Source organism: Coleofasciculus sp. D1-CHI-01, assembly GCF_040218875.1.
Lineage (GTDB): Bacteria > Cyanobacteriota > Cyanobacteriia > Cyanobacteriales > Coleofasciculaceae > Coleofasciculus.
Genome location: NZ_JAVJQP010000153.1, coordinates 83661 through 100163, shown reverse-complemented (window position 1 = coordinate 100163; position 16503 = coordinate 83661). Strand labels below are relative to the sequence as shown.

Below are 16503 nucleotides of genomic sequence, written 5' to 3'. Positions count from 1 at the left end.
AAACCTTTGGCAGTGAAGCATCATGCAATTTGTGTCCGATCCCCCTATTGCCGAGAAAATCCAGCAGATGAAGCAACGAGTTCGCTGGCAAGATCCGTTAATCGTTGAACGGGATATTGATCAAACTCGGCTGGTATTAGACGATGATCAACCCGATCATCCAGAGTTCTCTTTTTTAGTCGTCGGTGATACAGGCTTTGGGTCTCACAAACAACATGATCCACAACGCAAAATTGGGGAAATGATGCTAAATCACCGCGATAACTGCCGCTTTGTATTGCATACCGGTGACGTGGTATATCAGGTAGGTTCGAGTGAATATTATCCCCAAAACTTTATTAAACCCTACCGCGAGTTTCTCGTCGATGGCGACTCTCACCATAAAATTGCTTATGACCAAATGGTGTTTAATCTTCCCTTCCTCACCATCCCTGGAAATCACGATTACTACGATTTACCCTTGGTCTATGGCTTTATGGCACAGGTAACTTGGCCCCTACGCCACCTGTTTAAGACTAAACTCGATCTAAATGTTGGTTGGCACGGATCGCATAAGGGCAAAGCTTATACTAAAGCATTCTTAGACTATCTGAAACCATTGAAGCAATGGGGACAGTTGGAAAATCATTTAGATCACCACTATACGGCGAAGACGGATACAGGACGTTGCTTGCGCTATCAACCCGGAGAATTTACCCGCTTACCGAACCGTTATTATACGTTCCGTAGTGGTGGAATTGACTTTTTCGCCCTCGATTCCAATACCTTTAACGACCCCGCACCGATTCCCAACACTCCAGAAGGGAAAGCCTTTCGCCATCTTTTAGAACAGAGACGAGATGAATTAGAAGCCGAAAAACAACAACTTATGGAAACCTCCAATACTTTGGATGCGGATAACCCGGAAGAGGCGGAACAGCTTGATGATTTGAATGTGAAATTAGAGCAAATTGATGAACTAAGCTTGGATATTAATAAACAATTGGCATCAAATGAAGAAAACACGATTGATTTTGAACAATTGGACTGGCTGCGACAACGGCTAATCCAGTCTTGGCATACCGACGAGGTAAGAGGACGAGTGATTTATCTGCATCATCCTCCTTATGTGACTGAAGCCACTAAATGGCAACAGGCGCAAACAAGGGCAGTTCGCCGCCGCCTGCGCCAAGTTTTGGATGCTGTGGCGACGGAGGTGGGTGATTTAGCACAGGGGCGTCCTTTGGTAGATTTGGTGTTAACTGGTCATGCCCACTGTTTAGAATATCTAGAAACGGTGGATACTGGACATGCGGATTCTGATATGCCCTGGATTATTTGTGGTGGGAGTGGTCATAGTTTACGCCGTCAACGGAAAGAAGGGTCAGAGATTACGGAATCCGTTGGGTTTATTGACAATAATCCCTCCCATTTGGTGGCGCGATCGCACTTTTATGCGGGACGCCATGGTCATGGTTCTAAAAAGCAGCGACTCTATTCATTTTTACGAATTGATGTTCTAGAGGGTAATCCGCCGAAGTTCCGAGTTCAACCATTTATTGCTGAACGATGTCACCAAACGTGGAATAATTATCCTAAGGAAGCGTTTGTTATTTAAATGGTCATTTGTCCTTTGTCATTCGTCATTGGTTAGGGAACAGGGAACAGGGAACAGGGAACAGGAAACAGGGAACAGGAAACAGGGAACAGGGAAGAGAAACTCAACACTGATGAAGTTATGACTAAAGAAACCGTTGATTTTGGTGAATATGTCGATCGCATGGCAGAGTTGATTGATTTGCCGATTGACCCAGAATACCGTCCTGGTGTTGTTGATAACATTACTCGCATTGCCGCGATCGCACAATTGGTGAATGAGTTTCCCTTACCGGATAATATAGAAGCCGCACCAGTCTTTGAACCATGAGCTTTAATTGGAGACAAGCTGACGCTGTGGGAATAGCTACAGCCGTTTATCAGGGTGAAATAACCGCCAGTGCGATCGCGCGGGATTGTTTGGCGCATATTGATGCCCGTAATCCTAGCTTAAATTGTTTTACCGCCGTTACCGCTGACACGGCAATCGCCGAGGCGGAACGGGTGGATCAGGCGATTAGCAGAGGGGAATTTCCTGGCGTCTTGGCGGGGGTTCCGTTTGCGGTGAAGAATTTATTTGATATCGCGGGATTAACCACCCTAGCCGGATCAAAAATTAATACCGAAAATCCCCCAGCGAACCACGATGCTACCGCCGTTACCCGACTTAAGCAAGCCGGGGCGGTGCTGGTGGGGGCGTTAAATATGGATGAATATGCTTATGGGTTTGTGACGGTTAATAGCCATTATGGGGCAACTCCGAACCCTCATGATCCGACTCGCGTTTCTGGTGGCTCATCTGGGGGTTCCGCCGCTTCGGTTGCAGCCGGATTAGTTCCCCTTACTTTGGGTTCCGATACTAATGGTTCAATCCGGGTTCCGGCTTCATTGTGCGGAGTTTTTGGCTTAAAACCCACATACAGGCGTTTATCACGGGCGGGGGCGATTTTATTTTCCAGTAGTTTAGATCATATTGGTCCGTTTACTCGATCAGTACGAGATATGGCTACCGCGTTTGATATCCTTCAGGGACATGATGAACGTGATCCGGTATGTACGCAACGTCTTCCAGAACCTTGTTTACCGCAACTCGAACAAGGAATTGAGGGATTACGGATTGCGGTAGCGGGAGACTATTTTGCTCAAGGCGCTACCCCAGACGCCTTAGATGCTGTTGCCAAAGTCGTCCAAGCGCTGAATGTCACCGCTACAGTGAGCATACCGGAAGCGCATCGGGCAAGAGCGGCGGCTTATATTATTACGGCTACAGAAGGCGCTAACTTACATTTTGCCAACTTGCGATCGCGTCCACAAGATTTTGACCCCGCCACGCGCGATCGTTTTCTAGCGGGGGCTTTAATTCCCGCCTCGTGGTACATCCAAGCGCAACGGTTTCGCCAATGGTATCGCCAAAGGGTGCAGGAACTTTTTCAGACGGTAGATATTATTCTCGCACCAACTACGCCTTGTGTCGCCCCCCGCATCGATCAAGAAACAATGGTAATTGGGGGAGAAGAGATATTAGTGCGCCCGAATTTGGGACTGTTTACCCAACCTTTATCTTTTATTGGATTACCTGTTTTATCGGTTCCGGTTAAATCGTCTAGTTCTCTACCCTTAGGTGTACAAATTATTGCTGCTCCTTACCATGAAGCCATGATATTGCGTGTCGCCGCCGTATTGGAGGGGAAGGAACTATAAATGGCTACTGAAATTCCCTCAAAAATGACTAAAAAAGAATTACGGCGGCGACTGCTGAAACAGCGACAAGCCATGACAAAAGAAGACTGGCGAGAAAAGAGCGATCGCGTCTGTACTCAGCTTAAGTCGTCACCTCTATTCACTCAAGCAAAAACGATCCTGGCTTATTTTAGTTTTCGCCAAGAACCCGATCTCCATCCCCTGTTTACCGATACCCAACACAGTTGGGGATTCCCTCGATGTGTCGGCAAATCTCTCCTCTGGCATCGCTGGAAGCACGGAGAAGCCCTGCAAACGGGGGCTTATGGCATTTTTGAACCCCATGCCAATTCCCCCATCTTAGAGCCTGATGACGTGGATTTAATCTTGGTTCCGGCGGTGGCGTGCGATCGCCGAGGCTATCGTTTAGGCTATGGGGGTGGATTTTACGATCGCCTGTTGAGTTCGGCAGAATGGATATCGAAGCCGACTATCGGAATTATCTTTGATTTTGCGTTATTTCCCCAACTCCCTATCGATGAGTGGGATCAACCGTTAAATGGAGTTTGCACAGAAACAGGAATAACTATGATGGTTTAGCTTACTTTTGGTTGGGATGCTGGAAAACCTCTCTCCAAACCTCTCTCCTACAAGGAGAGAGGCTTTGAATGGTTTGTACGGAAACGGGGTTGACTATGATGGTTTAGAGGGCTAAGGTTCCCTCACTACAGAACGGGAAAATACGATGAGTAAAACGCCGGGAAAACAGATTTGGCAAAGGATTTGGACGTATATTCTCTTGAGTGCGATCGCGTTGGTGATGCTGTTTCCCCTCTTCTGGTTAATTAGCACATCATTGAAGTCTTCCACCGAGAATATTTGGTCTTTTCCACCTCAACTGTTCCCTAGTCAACCGACAATTGAGAACTATATCGAAGTCTGGCAAACGAATCCTTTTGGTCAATATATTTGGAATAGCGGCATTGTTGCCATTCTCACTGTTAGTTTAAATCTTCTCTTTTGTTCTCTAGCGGCTTATCCCTTAGCCCGACTTAATTTTCGCGGACGTGATATCATTTTCGCGATTATTGTTTCCACCATCATGATTCCCTTCCAAATCGTGATGATTCCCCTGTACATTTTGATGGTGCAGCTTGGCTTACGGAATAGTTATTTAGGCATTATTTTTCCCAGTTTAGCTTCAGCCTTTGGCATTTTCTTATTACGCCAAGCTTTTCAAGGGGTTCCTAAAGAACTCGAAGAAGCCGCTAGGATCGATGGTTGTTCGGAGTTAGGATTGTGGTGGCATATAATGATTCCCGCCGTTCGTCCGGCGTTAGTCACGTTGGCTATTTTTGTGTTTATTGGCTCATGGAGTGACTTTCTCTGGCCCCTAATCGTTCTGGATCGACCTGAATATTATACCTTGCCGTTAGGTGTGGCTAGGTTAGCCGGAACCTTTTCCCTAGATTGGCGTTTAGTTGCGGCGGGTTCCGTTATTTCTATTGCCCCGGTTCTGCTATTTTTTATACTAATGCAGCGGTATATCGTACCTAATGATAGTGGCAGTGGTGTTAAAGGGTAAATTGTTTTATCTGAGTGGGTTGTACAGATAAATTATGGCAACAAGTCGGGGCGGGTTTATTTATATCTGGGTGCAACCCTGAATGATAGTAGTAAAACCCGCCCCTACATTAAACCCGCCCCTGTACGGGCAAAATGTGGGACGAACAAACAATGTTTTTATTATCAATGTTTTTGTGGATGAATATATTATAAATTAACAGGCAATTCATCAGGCAGGATAAATCATGAATTCAACCTCATACGAAAATGACTTTTATGCTTGGACACAAGAACAAGCTAACCTACTAAGAACTGGAAAACTCCATCAAATAGACTGGCAAAACATTGCTGAAGAAATCGAAGATATGGGACGTGCTGAAAAGCGACAACTCGAAAGCAGATTAGAAGTCTTAGTCATGCACTTACTCAAATGGCAATTTCAGCCGAATCTACGTTCTCGTAGTTGGCAACTAACGATTAAGGAGCAACGTCTTCGCTTAGAGAAGCTATTACAAGAAAACCTCAGTCTCAAATCCAGCCTCGATAATGCCCTCGAAAAAATCTACCCCCTCGCTACTCTTAGCGCTGAAAAAGAAACGGGACTATCCTCATTTCCCGAAACTTGTCCTTACACCCTAACTGAACTATTATCCCCTGAATTTTTACCTGAACAGAACTAATCCCCGGAGAATGACAAAAGTTATGTTAACAATCCTCAAACCCTTACGAATGACGTGGCTTGCTTCTCGCGAAGTGAGTATGACGAATGACGATCCTCACTGTTAACTTTAATTGTTCCCCACCCCTACGCCCTAGAAACATTAACCGACAATTAACTCATGGTTTTATATCATCAACCCATGCACAAACAAAAAAGGTAAGCTAATGCCAGAACTCAGCCGTTTTTTAGGTATCATCATCACGATGTACTATAACGATCACCCACCTCCTCACTTTCATGTTCGCTATAATCAACAAAAAGCGATTATTGACATCGAAACCCTATCAATCCTAGAAGGCAAACTTACCCCTCGTATCTTAGGATTAGTTGTAGAGTGGGCTGCCCTTCATCAAGCAGAACTCAGGCAAAACTGGCAACTTGCCCGACTTCAAACACCATTAGAACCCATCGCACCATTGGAGTAAAAAATGCTCAAAGATATTGTATCGGTTAAACCTCTAGAGAATTATCAGCTTTACCTCAAATTTGAGGATGACCAAGAAGGAATTATTGACATCAGCCAGTTCATCGATTTCACCGGAATTTTTGCTCCCTTACAAGACTTGACCTACTTTGCTCAAGTCAAGATAAATCCTGAATGGGGGACAATTTACTGGGAAAGTGGAGCGGATTTAGACCCAGATGTTTTATACGCCACAATAACAGATCAACCAATTCCAAATTATGAAAAAGTATCTTTGAAATCAGAAATTGTTCAATGAGACGTTTTAAACGCGCGATCGCATGATTTTTGGAAACGATACTTCTGTTTCTACCAAGCCAGAAAACTGACTCACAGTGAGGCATCATACCACTATAAAGAATTGTGCGATCGCGCGGCTGGGCAAGTTGCTAATATGGCTAGTATTGAGGTATCAGCCGTGCATAACCAATGCTCTTTGCGTTGATGGGGTGTTCTTGTATAGATAAGTCAAGTGATTCAGGAAAAAAGTATGTACAACTGGAAACGCTTTTGGTGTCCAATTACGGGTAAGCTAAAGTTTGATTATTTGGGATTTTTAGCTGATCCTGAAGATTATGGATATTTAACCAACCCAGATGTAGTTCCCTTCACAGATATATCCCATATTCCCTGTTTAGTGTTGCTGGGTGAGGCGGGTATTGGGAAAACAACAGCAGCAAAGCAAGAGTACAAACAAAGGTTAGAGCAAGTTCGTGATTCTGACGATGAGTGTCTGTGGTTTGAACTTGGTGAATATGACACAGATACAACATTGTGTCAGAAAATTTTCGATAACCAGACAGTGCAAACGTGGCGCAAGGGAAGTAATAAACTCTATCTATTCCTCGATAGTTTAGATGAGGGACTACTCTCAATAAGAATACTGGTTAGAATTTTGAAGCGTGAGATTGAGAACCTTCCTTGTGAGCGTCTTTACCTACGGATTACCTGTAGAACCGCTGATTGGTCGGATAGTTTGGAACAAAAGCTTAAACAGAAATGGGGAGAAGAAAATGTCGGTATATATCAACTTGCTCCCTTACGCCAAAGTGATGTTATTGAAGCCGCAAAGCAGCAAAACATAAATTCTGATGAATTCATCCAAGAGGTTATTCAGCGAGAAGCCGTTCCATTGGCAGTTAAACCAATTACGTTAAAATTCTTACTGAGCATCTATCAGAAAAATCAACAATTTCCTGATTCTCAGAAAGAATTGTATAAACAGGGGTGTTTAGAACTGTGTAAGGAAGTAAACAAAGATCGCTTGGATTCTGCCGTCACAGGTAGATTTAATGAGGAGCAGCGCTTAATTGTAGCAGGTCGTATCGCGGCTTTAACAATCTTAGCGAATCGAGCCGCTATTTGGAAAAGTCCAGACACGACAGATATGCCAGATTCGGATATAGCCATTAAGGATTTGCGGGGTGGTCAAGAAATCAGAGAACAGCAAAAGTTTGATGTTGATGATGCTTGTATTAAGGAAGTGCTATCTGTTACAGGCTTATTTTCGGGACGAGGAACAAATCGCATCGGTTTTGCTCACCAAACCTATGCTGAATTTCTAGCCGCTTGGTACTTAGTTGAGCGTAAAATCCCGTTAGTCCAAGTCATGAGTCTGATTGTGTCTTCCGATGATTCTGAACACAAATTAGTTCCTCAACTTCATGAAACGGCTGCGTGGTTAGCCAGTATGAGGGATGACATTCTTCAGGAAATTATCAGGACTGACCCTGATGTGATATTAAGAAGTGACATATCCACAGATGCAAGTAAGAAGATTATTATTGAGAACTTACTGAAGCAGTATGATCAAGAAAATTTATTTCCAAATTTAGATAATTACACAAGATACAAAAAGTTAAAGTATCCTGGATTAGCTGAACAACTTATACAACTCAGAGCAAAAGCGGCAAGAGCTATCTGTTCAATTGGTGATGCAGATACAAGATTAAAGTTGAAACCTTTAGCTGTTGGTGAACTTGCCGAAGATGAAAATGATGAACTTAAAAGTGCGTCTCTGATGGCAGTTTGGTCGGATAACTTAACAGCAGAGGAATTATTTAGAGTTATAACTCCTCCTAAAAAAGTAAGATCTAGCAGTAACTATCCGAGATTTCTTCAATCCAAACTTGTAGAAAAGCTTCAGTCAGATGATTTATTAATAGCTCTCGATTGGGTAGAAAAGCAAGGAGCGCGACTTGGCGGAAATCCCTTTGAATTTGAAGTATTAGCAAATTCTATTCTTTTAAAAGCTTGGGAAAATTTTGATAATTCTGGCGTCGCAGAGAGTTTTGCTAAGATAGCCCTGATCCAGTGGCAAAGGTATAAGCCAGTCATAACATCGAGGAGCAGTTATAATTATAATAAGTTTTTGTCTCTTCTGTCTGATGAAGATAATAAGCGACACAAATTAATAGAACAAGTAGTTCTATTCCTTGCTGAATCAGAAGATGAGCAACTTTATTTACTAAACTATGCAACAAATAGTCTGTGTTTAGATAAAGATATTCTTTGGATGCTTGGTAAGCTCCAACAGTCTAGCTTTGAGCAAACACAAGCAATTTGGGCAAAACTCATTAATTGGGGGTTTTGGCAACTAGGAAATCCACAAAATAACTCTAACTATACCAAAGAAATAGATGCTATTGTTACAATAGCTGGAACTAATACAATTTTGAGTAGAGAGTTTGCCTCTGATTTGGAAGTTATTGAATTGGGTTCAGCTAAAGCTGAAGAAATGAAAGCTAACCATCGAAAGAGACAGGATTTGAATAATTCTAGACAAACATCTACTGTTTTAGAGCCATCTCCGAAAGAAACAATTATTTTATTACTAGAACAGCTAGAGTCGGTAAACCTAGATGCTTGGTTGCAACTCAACCTTGAGATGACTCTTGAGCCAGATAGCCAAGATTATGGGGACGAATTTGAATCAGATTTAACCCAACTTCCTGGATGGCGAGAAGCAGATTTAGATACTCAATGCAGAATTATTGAGGGGGCTAATAAGTACATTCATGAGCAAAACGAAGTAGCTTACGACTGGATAGGGACAAATAAATATAATCCACCAGCATTCGCTGGATGTAGGGCTTTGCAGTTACTTTTAAAGGAATCTCCAGATTGCCTAGATACTCTTTCTTCCGAAATATGGCATAGGTGGATACCTGTTATCATTGCATTCCCTAGCAGCAACCCCAATCAAGATGATTATCTGGAGTTAATCAAACTAGCTTATTCTAAAGCTCCCTCTGAAGTAATTAATGCACTTTTTCTAGTCATAGACAAAGAAAGAGAGACAGATAACTCTACCAATAAATTTGAAAGATGTTGGGACGAGCGATTAAAGTCTGCTTTTTTGCAAAAGGCTAAAGATAAATCGCTGAGTCCTCAATGGATGAGGCAGTTACTCGATGAACTGTTGACTCATGAATCTATTGAAGCAAGAGAATTTGCTAAATCACTGATTACTTTTCCACTTCCTTCAAGCCCAGAAGAACGCGAACGAACTATTGTTGCAGCTAGAGTATTGATTGAAAATGCAGAACCCAATAGCTGGTCAGTCGTTTGGTCAGTTATTCAAAAAGACCAAAATCTTGTACGAGAGATATTTGAAAAACTTGCTCACCGTTACTCATGGGATATTAACTTAAACATCACAGAGAAACAAATGGCTGACCTTTATATCTGGTTAGTTCAGCAATATCCTCACCATGAAGATCCTGTTCATGAGGGCGCTCACATTTTTGGGGTTAGAGAAGCAATTGCTAGGTTTAGAGACAGCGTACTGACTCAACTGAAGGAAAAAGGAACACCTCAAGCCTGTACTGAGATTCAGCGTATTGCTCAAGCATTTCCTGAAGAGACGAAATTAAAATGGATGTTGCGAGAGGCTCAAAATATCAGGCGGCGTAAAACTTGGACTCCACCCAAGCCTGATGAAATACTGCAACTTTTTAGTGACTCCGACAAACGTCTGGTTAAGGATGGGAATGAACTGTTAGCGGTGTTAATAGAATCGCTAGAAAGTTTGCGGAAAAAACTTCATGATCAGAATCCTGCTGTTATAGATTTATGGAACGAAATTAAATGGACTCAAGTTAGAAGGTTAGCTGATTCCTTAGTCAAGCAGTTCAATCTTGATAAAATTGATGTTTGGAGTAAAGTAGATTGGAAAAAGGTTAAAGGTAGTACCTATATTCCCAAAGATGAGAATCCGTTTTCTGACTATGTAGCGCGATACTTAGATTGTCTCAATTCAAAAGGCGTCATTGTCAACCGGGAAGTTGAAATTCGTCGAGGTGAACGGACAGATATTAAAGTTGATGCTGTAGTCAAGAACCAAAATGGAGAGGTTTATGATTCTATAACTGTCATCATTGAAGCGAAAGGCTGCTGGAATAAAAAAGAGTTAGATACTGCAATGGAAGAACAACTTGTCAATCGCTATCTCCAGGATAATCGATGTCAGCATGGTCTTTACCTCATCGCCTGGTTTAATTGTGAACAGTGGGATGATAGCGATTCTAGAAAGCGCCAAGCACCAAAAATCAGTATTGAGGAAGCCAAAGAAAAATTTGAGCAGCAAGCCGCAAAATTATCTAATTCCGGCGTGACAGTTAAAGCTTTTGTCCTCAATACAGCGTTGCGAATGTAGATAATAGTGCTGAAGCGACAGCATTCTAGAGGGCGCAAAAATGCTAAGCAAAAGGATTAACCGACATCTGATTCGGATTACTTTGGCTGTGGCGTTCAATCTTGGTTGGGTAGAGACGTTGCATGCAACGTCTCTACAATCAGCGCCAATCACCGATATGATAAGAACGTTACTCTCTGGATACGACCCTAAGCATAGACCATAATGGATTTTGCTACTCTTGCTGCCCAGCTTAATGCTGGGATAATTTTGCCAGAGGGAATCGTCGTGATTACCCTGTTACTGGTTTTAGGAATTGATCTGATTGCAGGTAAACGTTCTGCTAATACCCTGCCTTACGTCGCCATTGGCGGACTACTGGTTTCCATAGTCGCCTTGTACTATCGATGGGATGTTGCCCAACCCCTAGCTTTCTTTGGCGGGTTTAATGGGGATGCCATGAGTATCGCCTTTCGCGGCATCATCGCCCTATCGACGGCGGTAACGATTTTGCTGTCGATTCGCTATGTGCAGCAGTCTGGCACCTCGTTAGCTGAGTTTATCGGCATTTTACTCACCGCTACCTTGGGGGCGATGTGCCTCAGTGGTGCGAATGAACTGGTTACCATCTTTATTTCCCTGGAAACCCTAAGTATCTCGTCGTACTTGTTAACGGGATACATGAAGCGTGATCCCCGTTCCAATGAAGCGGCGCTGAAATACCTGCTGATTGGGGCGTCGAGTTCGGCGGTTTTTCTCTATGGCGTGTCGTTGCTGTACGGCTTATCTGGCGGCGAAACCACCTTAAATGAAATCGCCACCGGGATTGCGAGTTTAGAATCAACTCCATCCTTGGGTATTTTAATCGCTTTGGTGTTTGCGATCGCGGGAATTGCCTTTAAAATTTCAGCGGTGCCCTTCCACCAGTGGACTCCTGACGTATACGAAGGTTCCCCCACTCCGGTTGTCGCCTTCTTATCGATTGGTTCTAAAGCCGCAGGCTTCGCCCTCGCCATCCGCTTACTGGTAACTGCGTTTCCCCTGGTTAGCGAACAATGGCACTTTGTCTTCACCGCCCTGGCTATCTTAAGTCTGGTGTTGGGGAATGTGGTAGCCCTCACCCAAACCAGCATGAAACGCCTGCTTGCCTATTCATCCATTGCCCAAGCTGGCTTTGTGATGATTGGTTTAATTGCGGGAACCGATGCAGGCTACGCCAGTATGATTTTCTATCTCCTGGTTTATTTGTTTATGAACCTAGGCGGTTTTGCTTGTGTGATTCTGTTTACCCTGCGAACCGGTACGGATCAAATCAGTGAATATGCGGGATTATATCAGAAAGATCCCCTGCTGACATTGGGACTCAGTATTTGTTTACTGTCCTTAGGCGGAATTCCTCCTTTTGCGGGATTCTTCGGTAAAATTTACCTGTTTTGGGCAGGTTGGCAAGCCGGATTGTATGGCTTAGTTTTGCTCGCTCTAATCGCCACTGTGGTTTCCATTTACTACTACATCCGTGTACTCAAAATGATGGTGGTTAAAGAACCTCAAGAAATGTCCGACGCGGTGAAAAATTATCCGGAAATCCGCTGGAATTTACCCGGAATGCGTCCCTTACAGGTGGGTTTAGTTCTTTCTGTTGTCGTTACGTCTCTGGCGGGAATTTTGTCGAATCCCCTATTTACCCTCGCCAATAATTCAGTGACGAATACGCCCATGCTGCACTCTGAGGTGATGCAGGTTCAATCTCACACCCAACCGATTGCATCTATTGACGCCAATTTATCGCGAGATTAATCAGATCCCCGACTTCTTGAAGAAGTCGGGGATCTCTCCGGCATAAGTTCTGGCGGAACGTCTCTAAAACAGTTCGGAAAGTCCTAATCGATATGTCTACTGCTATATTCAGCAGACCCTAGATAAACTGATAGGAGAAGCATACTATGTCAAAAACGCGATATAAAACAGACTATTATCAATGGATTCAAGAAACGATCAACCAATTACGAGAACGTAATTTTAATCAGGTTGATTGGAATAATTTGATAGAAGAATTAGAAAGTATGGGTAAAAGTGAGAGACGAGCTGTATTAAGTCTTTTAACCCGTTTATTAGAACATCTGCTTAAATTATCGTATTGGGAAGCCGAGAAAGAGTATTCGGCAAATCATTGGGCTGCTGAAATTGTCAATTTTCGCGCTCAAATTCAACAGCGTTTAGAAGACAGTCCCAGCTTAAAACCTGAACTAGAAGCGATGTATGCAAAAGCATATCCTGTGGCGATTAAGTCGGTTTCTAAGCTGTTTTCACTGCCAAAGGATGCTCATATTTCCTTAGAACAAGCCCTGGATGAAGATTGGTTTGTTGTTGATGAAACTGACGAATCTTGAGTAATCTCATGGTGAGAATGTTCGTAATCATTACGTATTACACCCTCAAGTAGGGAATGGGGCATTTAAGATAGCAACGAGATGACTAAATATGTCATTAAGATCAGCAGGTAACCGATAAAGGTTGATGTCTTGTTGAACTTTTTTTTGCTCACGATTCAGTACCCCAAATTGCCAGACATCTCCGGTTGAGACAGCACCATAAAGTAATGGTTCGTCTGAAGTTGTCCATTGATCAAGGGCGATGAGTTCAACAGCCAGTTGAGTAAACCCTCTGGCGAGGTCAGCATTTTTGGCTTCAATGACTAGAAGATGATACTGAGTATGGAGGTAGTAGTCGAGAGAGCCTTTGAGTTGATCGGAGACGTTAATCGAATACTCAATTCTGAGTTGAGCTTGGGTGTAGTCGATGAGCGCTAAAACAACGGGCGCAATCAGGATTTCTCGACGAGCGGCTTCACTGGTAAGGCTAACATAGGGTAAGCGGCGCTGAATGCTATTCTTAAGTTCAGTTAATTGGTCGAAGTTCGTATTAGACAGGGGTAAGTCAAGACTGATGCGTTGGAGAGAAAAGCCAAATTCAGCTAAGATATCATCTGGCTCATAGGTCATCTCGAAATAATTACGGAAAGTGTAGGACTTTCCGGGTTCAATGATAGGAGCTTTAGGCATAATGAACTTACCCTAGAAATTGTAATTCACACTAAAATAAAATCCATCATCCTGAGCATTTTCTCCGCGATCATCTAAATCAACCAAAGGTAACCCATAATCCAGCCGCAGGTTTAAATTGGGTAAGGGTTCCCATAATATCCCTAAACCCAACCCAGCAATAAAGGTCTGGTCTACTAATTCATTCGGATTTGTGCCTCGATTCCAAACATAACCGACATCGAAAAACGGCGCTAAAACAAAAGTCGCAATACCCGATTCATCCCGTTCTAAGGTAATCCGATCTTCTACCGAAATACGAAATCCATTGTCTCCCGCCCGGACATTTTGCCGATATCCTCGTACCGATTGACCGCCACCAATGACAAATTGTTGGGCTGGTAATAAACTATCAAAGCCTAACTGGAGATCCGCTTGAATAATTAAAAAGTTATCCGGATTGATAATTTGTACCCGTTGGATTTGAGCCAACCAACTGACAAATTGACCATCGGGAAAATCCTCATCAACATCCGAGTTTTCTGTAGCATCAAACAAGCCTGTCCCAAAACTAAATAGGGAACGGAATGCCCACGCCCCAGAGGTTTGACGTAGGGTGTATTCTTGCCCAAACTTAAATACACTGGTGCGACTAACTCCATCTTCATCGGGTCCAAACCCAAACGGTGTTGGTCCAGCAAAGGTAAAAGTCTGACCGTCTTGATGGGTAAATCCTAAGGATAAAGCCAATTCTCGACGTGGTGTGCGGATTAAGGGTTGGCGATAATTAATTTCATAGAGTTCGGATTCTCCTTGGATATCGAGTTCCTGCAAATCTTCTTGAATGACTTCATTTTCATTAAACGAGGCTCGCAGTTGCACCGTACCATTCATCGCATTGATTGGCGCACGATAATTAAAATCCCAGGTATGGGCACCCCCAGCCGTTGTCCGGTTGTATTGTGCCGAAATTTCATCCCCAATCCCGGTTAGATTGAGATAACGAGCATTCGTCGTGAAACGTTCAGCCCCCACACTGGGAGGGGAATAGTTATCAATACCGACACTTCCTTCAAAGGGATCGGCTTCCGATATCCGCACCACCAGAATACTTTGTCCTAGTCCAGTTCCCGCCCTCAACGAGGCTTCCACATTTTCAAATAACGGATTAACTCGTAACAAGCGCAATTGGTCTTCTAACGCACCTGTATTCAGGGGTGTATCTGCCCCCAATCGAATACGCGATCGCACGTAACTGGGATTCAGCCGTCTGCTTCCTTCCACCTGGATGGCTTCCAGACTCCCTTCAATCACCCGAATTTCCACCACACCTGTATCCAGGGTTTCTTCGACCAGAACCGCCCTAGAGGTAATGTAGCCTTGTTCTAGATACAGTTGAGAAATCGTATCCGCTACACTTCTAAGTTCTTCGAGAGTGACGGTATTTCCTTCCACTGGTTCAATAATCGGGTTAAATTCAGCCTCGCCAAAAATCGTACTCCCGGTGACATTAATCTCTTGGACTTGAATCTGCCTCTCTTCCGGCGAGGCGTCATCATTCTGTTTGGTGTTCGCCGAAATCAAACGAATGTCATGGCTACTGGCAACGATTGGCGACTGATTCCGGTTCGGGGAGGATAAAGGTTGCTCAACGACGTTAATCCTGGGAGTGGAGTGAGGTTCCTCTACTGTAATGGATGAGTGTTGTGGGCGTTGCCGAGGGTTAACCGTTTCTGGTGGAGTTGCTGGCAATCGTTCCACCTGCCCGATTACAGACTGAATGGGGGAACCCAGCAGACTCGCGGCTTGCCGATTTTCCGGTTGGAGACGCGCCGGGTGAATCTGAGATGGTGCTAAACTTGCCGCCTGTCGATTTTCCGCTGTTAAGCGAGTGGGATGAATTTGAGTTCCCCGAACCGGGCGGTCATCTGGCGTTGATTCAGAATGACGTGAAGAGTGACTCTCTAAGTTACTCGTATCCAAAACCTGTATCCTCGCCTTCTCTCCATCCCCAGGTTTTGACTCTACCTCTGAGGAATTGGCATTGAGAGAATTATCCAGAGAAAGACTAGACAGTTGATGGTTGTCCCAATGACCAGGAACCTGCTTAATCACAGGGGTTTCGGGATGATTAGGGTAGGCAACATCTACCCTCCCACCCGGAAGATTAGCCCCCCGGTGACGGAATGGAGAAACGTTGACCCTTGGAAAGACAGTGGGATCAGGCGGGGTAGGATTGAGGATATCTCCAGGTACACCAATGGGCTCAAAGAGAATCGCCCGCAGCCTATCTAGCCTATTTATATGATGTAAAACAATACTTGAGCGTTCTAAACGAGGAGACCTATGTACACCAGAATCATGAAGCGTTGCGATCGGCAAACGGGCAGGTTGGAGCGGTTGGGGTTTGACCGCTTGGGGTTTGAGATTCGTGGGCTTTCGGGATGTTGATCTAGACGGTGTTGGTTTAACATTCAACGACTGAGGCTTAGTCGCCGCAGACGGAGTCGGTTTCAGGCGTGAAGCGGGAGACTTGACCGATTGACCCTTCACCCTGCCCATCTTGGACGTTTCCAGACTCAGGACTTGGCGACCCATTACCCTCTTTGAGGTTGAGTCAGTCAACTTGGATGGGGTTTCACCAAACGCCATGGTTGCCATGCCAATTCCCGTCAGAACTGAAAGCAAACTTACAAAAACATTAAGCTGTAAATACCACTTCATCAAGGTAAAAACTCGACTGTAAACGAGCAAGTACTGCGTGAACCATCAACCTATTGTTGGGAGTATCTCCTAACCCCTTACCGTTATCTCAACTAAT

General features: G+C 44.0%; 13 protein-coding genes. 11 read left to right on the top strand and 2 right to left on the bottom strand.

The annotated features are described in order from the left end of the window. The first annotated feature begins 22 nt into the window (after positions 1 to 22). The 11 genes from RIB93_RS27060 to RIB93_RS27010 all read left to right on the top strand — a co-directional run bounded on the left by RIB93_RS27060 (position 23) and on the right by RIB93_RS27010 (position 13031). Positions 23 to 1597 (top strand): metallophosphoesterase, encoded by a 1575-nt coding sequence (locus tag RIB93_RS27060; RefSeq protein WP_446377497.1) that lies wholly within the window; start codon positions 23 to 25, stop codon positions 1595 to 1597. Between the two features lie 120 nt (positions 1598 to 1717). Then, a complete protein-coding gene (locus RIB93_RS27055) occupies positions 1718 to 1906 on the top strand; it encodes a DUF4089 domain-containing protein (RefSeq protein WP_446374925.1) in 189 nt (62 codons plus the stop codon). After that, a complete protein-coding gene (locus RIB93_RS27050) occupies positions 1903 to 3276 on the top strand; it encodes an AtzE family amidohydrolase (protein ID WP_446377495.1) in 1374 nt (457 codons plus the stop codon). The genes RIB93_RS27055 and RIB93_RS27050 overlap by 4 nt, the downstream gene beginning before the upstream one ends. Next, complete coding sequence (locus tag RIB93_RS27045) at positions 3277 to 3855, top strand: 5-formyltetrahydrofolate cyclo-ligase (RefSeq protein ID WP_446377493.1); 579 nt, start codon at positions 3277 to 3279, stop codon at positions 3853 to 3855. It abuts the gene before it with no gap. Positions 3856 to 4000: 145 nt separating this feature from the next. Beyond that, entirely contained in the window at positions 4001 to 4840 is an 840-nt protein-coding gene (locus RIB93_RS27040) for a carbohydrate ABC transporter permease (RefSeq protein WP_446377491.1), read from the top strand. Between the two features lie 226 nt (positions 4841 to 5066). After that, positions 5067 to 5501: a DUF29 domain-containing protein gene (locus RIB93_RS27035; RefSeq protein ID WP_446377489.1), complete on the top strand. Its 435-nt coding sequence runs from the start codon at positions 5067 to 5069 to the stop codon at positions 5499 to 5501. Positions 5502 to 5706: 205 nt separating this feature from the next. Then, positions 5707 to 5967, top strand: a complete 261-nt coding sequence (locus tag RIB93_RS27030; protein ID WP_446377487.1) for a DUF4160 domain-containing protein — start codon at positions 5707 to 5709, stop codon at positions 5965 to 5967. Between the two features lie 3 nt (positions 5968 to 5970). Next, complete coding sequence (locus tag RIB93_RS27025) at positions 5971 to 6264, top strand: DUF2442 domain-containing protein (protein WP_446377485.1); 294 nt, start codon at positions 5971 to 5973, stop codon at positions 6262 to 6264. Positions 6265 to 6495: 231 nt separating this feature from the next. Beyond that, positions 6496 to 10662 carry an NACHT domain-containing protein gene (locus tag RIB93_RS27020; RefSeq protein WP_446377483.1) on the top strand — a complete coding sequence of 1389 codons (4167 nt, stop codon included), beginning with the start codon at positions 6496 to 6498 and terminating at the stop codon, positions 10660 to 10662. A 204-nt stretch (positions 10663 to 10866) separates the two neighbouring features. After that, complete coding sequence (locus tag RIB93_RS27015) at positions 10867 to 12438, top strand: NAD(P)H-quinone oxidoreductase subunit N (RefSeq protein WP_446377481.1); 1572 nt, start codon at positions 10867 to 10869, stop codon at positions 12436 to 12438. Between the two features lie 146 nt (positions 12439 to 12584). Continuing rightward, positions 12585 to 13031, top strand: a complete 447-nt coding sequence (locus RIB93_RS27010) for a DUF29 domain-containing protein (RefSeq protein ID WP_446377479.1) — start codon at positions 12585 to 12587, stop codon at positions 13029 to 13031. Positions 13032 to 13076: 45 nt separating this feature from the next. Here RIB93_RS27010 and RIB93_RS27005 read toward each other — a convergent pair whose 3' ends face one another. After that, the gene (locus tag RIB93_RS27005) at positions 13077 to 13703 is read right to left on the bottom strand and encodes a hypothetical protein (protein ID WP_446377477.1); all 627 of its coding nucleotides are present in this window, start codon (positions 13701 to 13703) and stop codon (positions 13077 to 13079) included. Positions 13704 to 13715: 12 nt separating this feature from the next. After that, on the bottom strand, positions 13716 to 16406 hold the full coding sequence (locus RIB93_RS27000) for a ShlB/FhaC/HecB family hemolysin secretion/activation protein (protein WP_446377475.1): 2691 nt from the start codon (positions 16404 to 16406) through the stop codon (positions 13716 to 13718). Positions 16407 to 16503 lie beyond the last annotated feature (97 nt).

Excerpts from the sequence above, each read along its gene's own strand:
- RIB93_RS27000 (WP_446377475.1), bottom strand. The coding sequence starts at position 16,406 with ATGAAGTGGTATTTACAGCTTAATGTTTTTGTAAGTTTGCTTTCAGTT.
- RIB93_RS27020 (WP_446377483.1), top strand. The coding sequence starts at position 6,496 with ATGTACAACTGGAAACGCTTTTGGTGTCCAATTACGGGTAAGCTAAAG.
- RIB93_RS27030 (WP_446377487.1), top strand. The coding sequence starts at position 5,707 with ATGCCAGAACTCAGCCGTTTTTTAGGTATCATCATCACGATGTACTAT.
- RIB93_RS27005 (WP_446377477.1), bottom strand. The coding sequence starts at position 13,703 with ATGCCTAAAGCTCCTATCATTGAACCCGGAAAGTCCTACACTTTCCGT.
- RIB93_RS27025 (WP_446377485.1), top strand. The coding sequence starts at position 5,971 with ATGCTCAAAGATATTGTATCGGTTAAACCTCTAGAGAATTATCAGCTT.
- RIB93_RS27045 (WP_446377493.1), top strand. The coding sequence starts at position 3,277 with ATGGCTACTGAAATTCCCTCAAAAATGACTAAAAAAGAATTACGGCGG.
- RIB93_RS27055 (WP_446374925.1), top strand. The coding sequence starts at position 1,718 with ATGACTAAAGAAACCGTTGATTTTGGTGAATATGTCGATCGCATGGCA.
- RIB93_RS27035 (WP_446377489.1), top strand. The coding sequence starts at position 5,067 with ATGAATTCAACCTCATACGAAAATGACTTTTATGCTTGGACACAAGAA.
- RIB93_RS27015 (WP_446377481.1), top strand. The coding sequence starts at position 10,867 with ATGGATTTTGCTACTCTTGCTGCCCAGCTTAATGCTGGGATAATTTTG.
- RIB93_RS27050 (WP_446377495.1), top strand. The coding sequence starts at position 1,903 with ATGAGCTTTAATTGGAGACAAGCTGACGCTGTGGGAATAGCTACAGCC.
- RIB93_RS27010 (WP_446377479.1), top strand. The coding sequence starts at position 12,585 with ATGTCAAAAACGCGATATAAAACAGACTATTATCAATGGATTCAAGAA.
- RIB93_RS27060 (WP_446377497.1), top strand. The coding sequence starts at position 23 with ATGCAATTTGTGTCCGATCCCCCTATTGCCGAGAAAATCCAGCAGATG.
- RIB93_RS27040 (WP_446377491.1), top strand. The coding sequence starts at position 4,001 with ATGAGTAAAACGCCGGGAAAACAGATTTGGCAAAGGATTTGGACGTAT.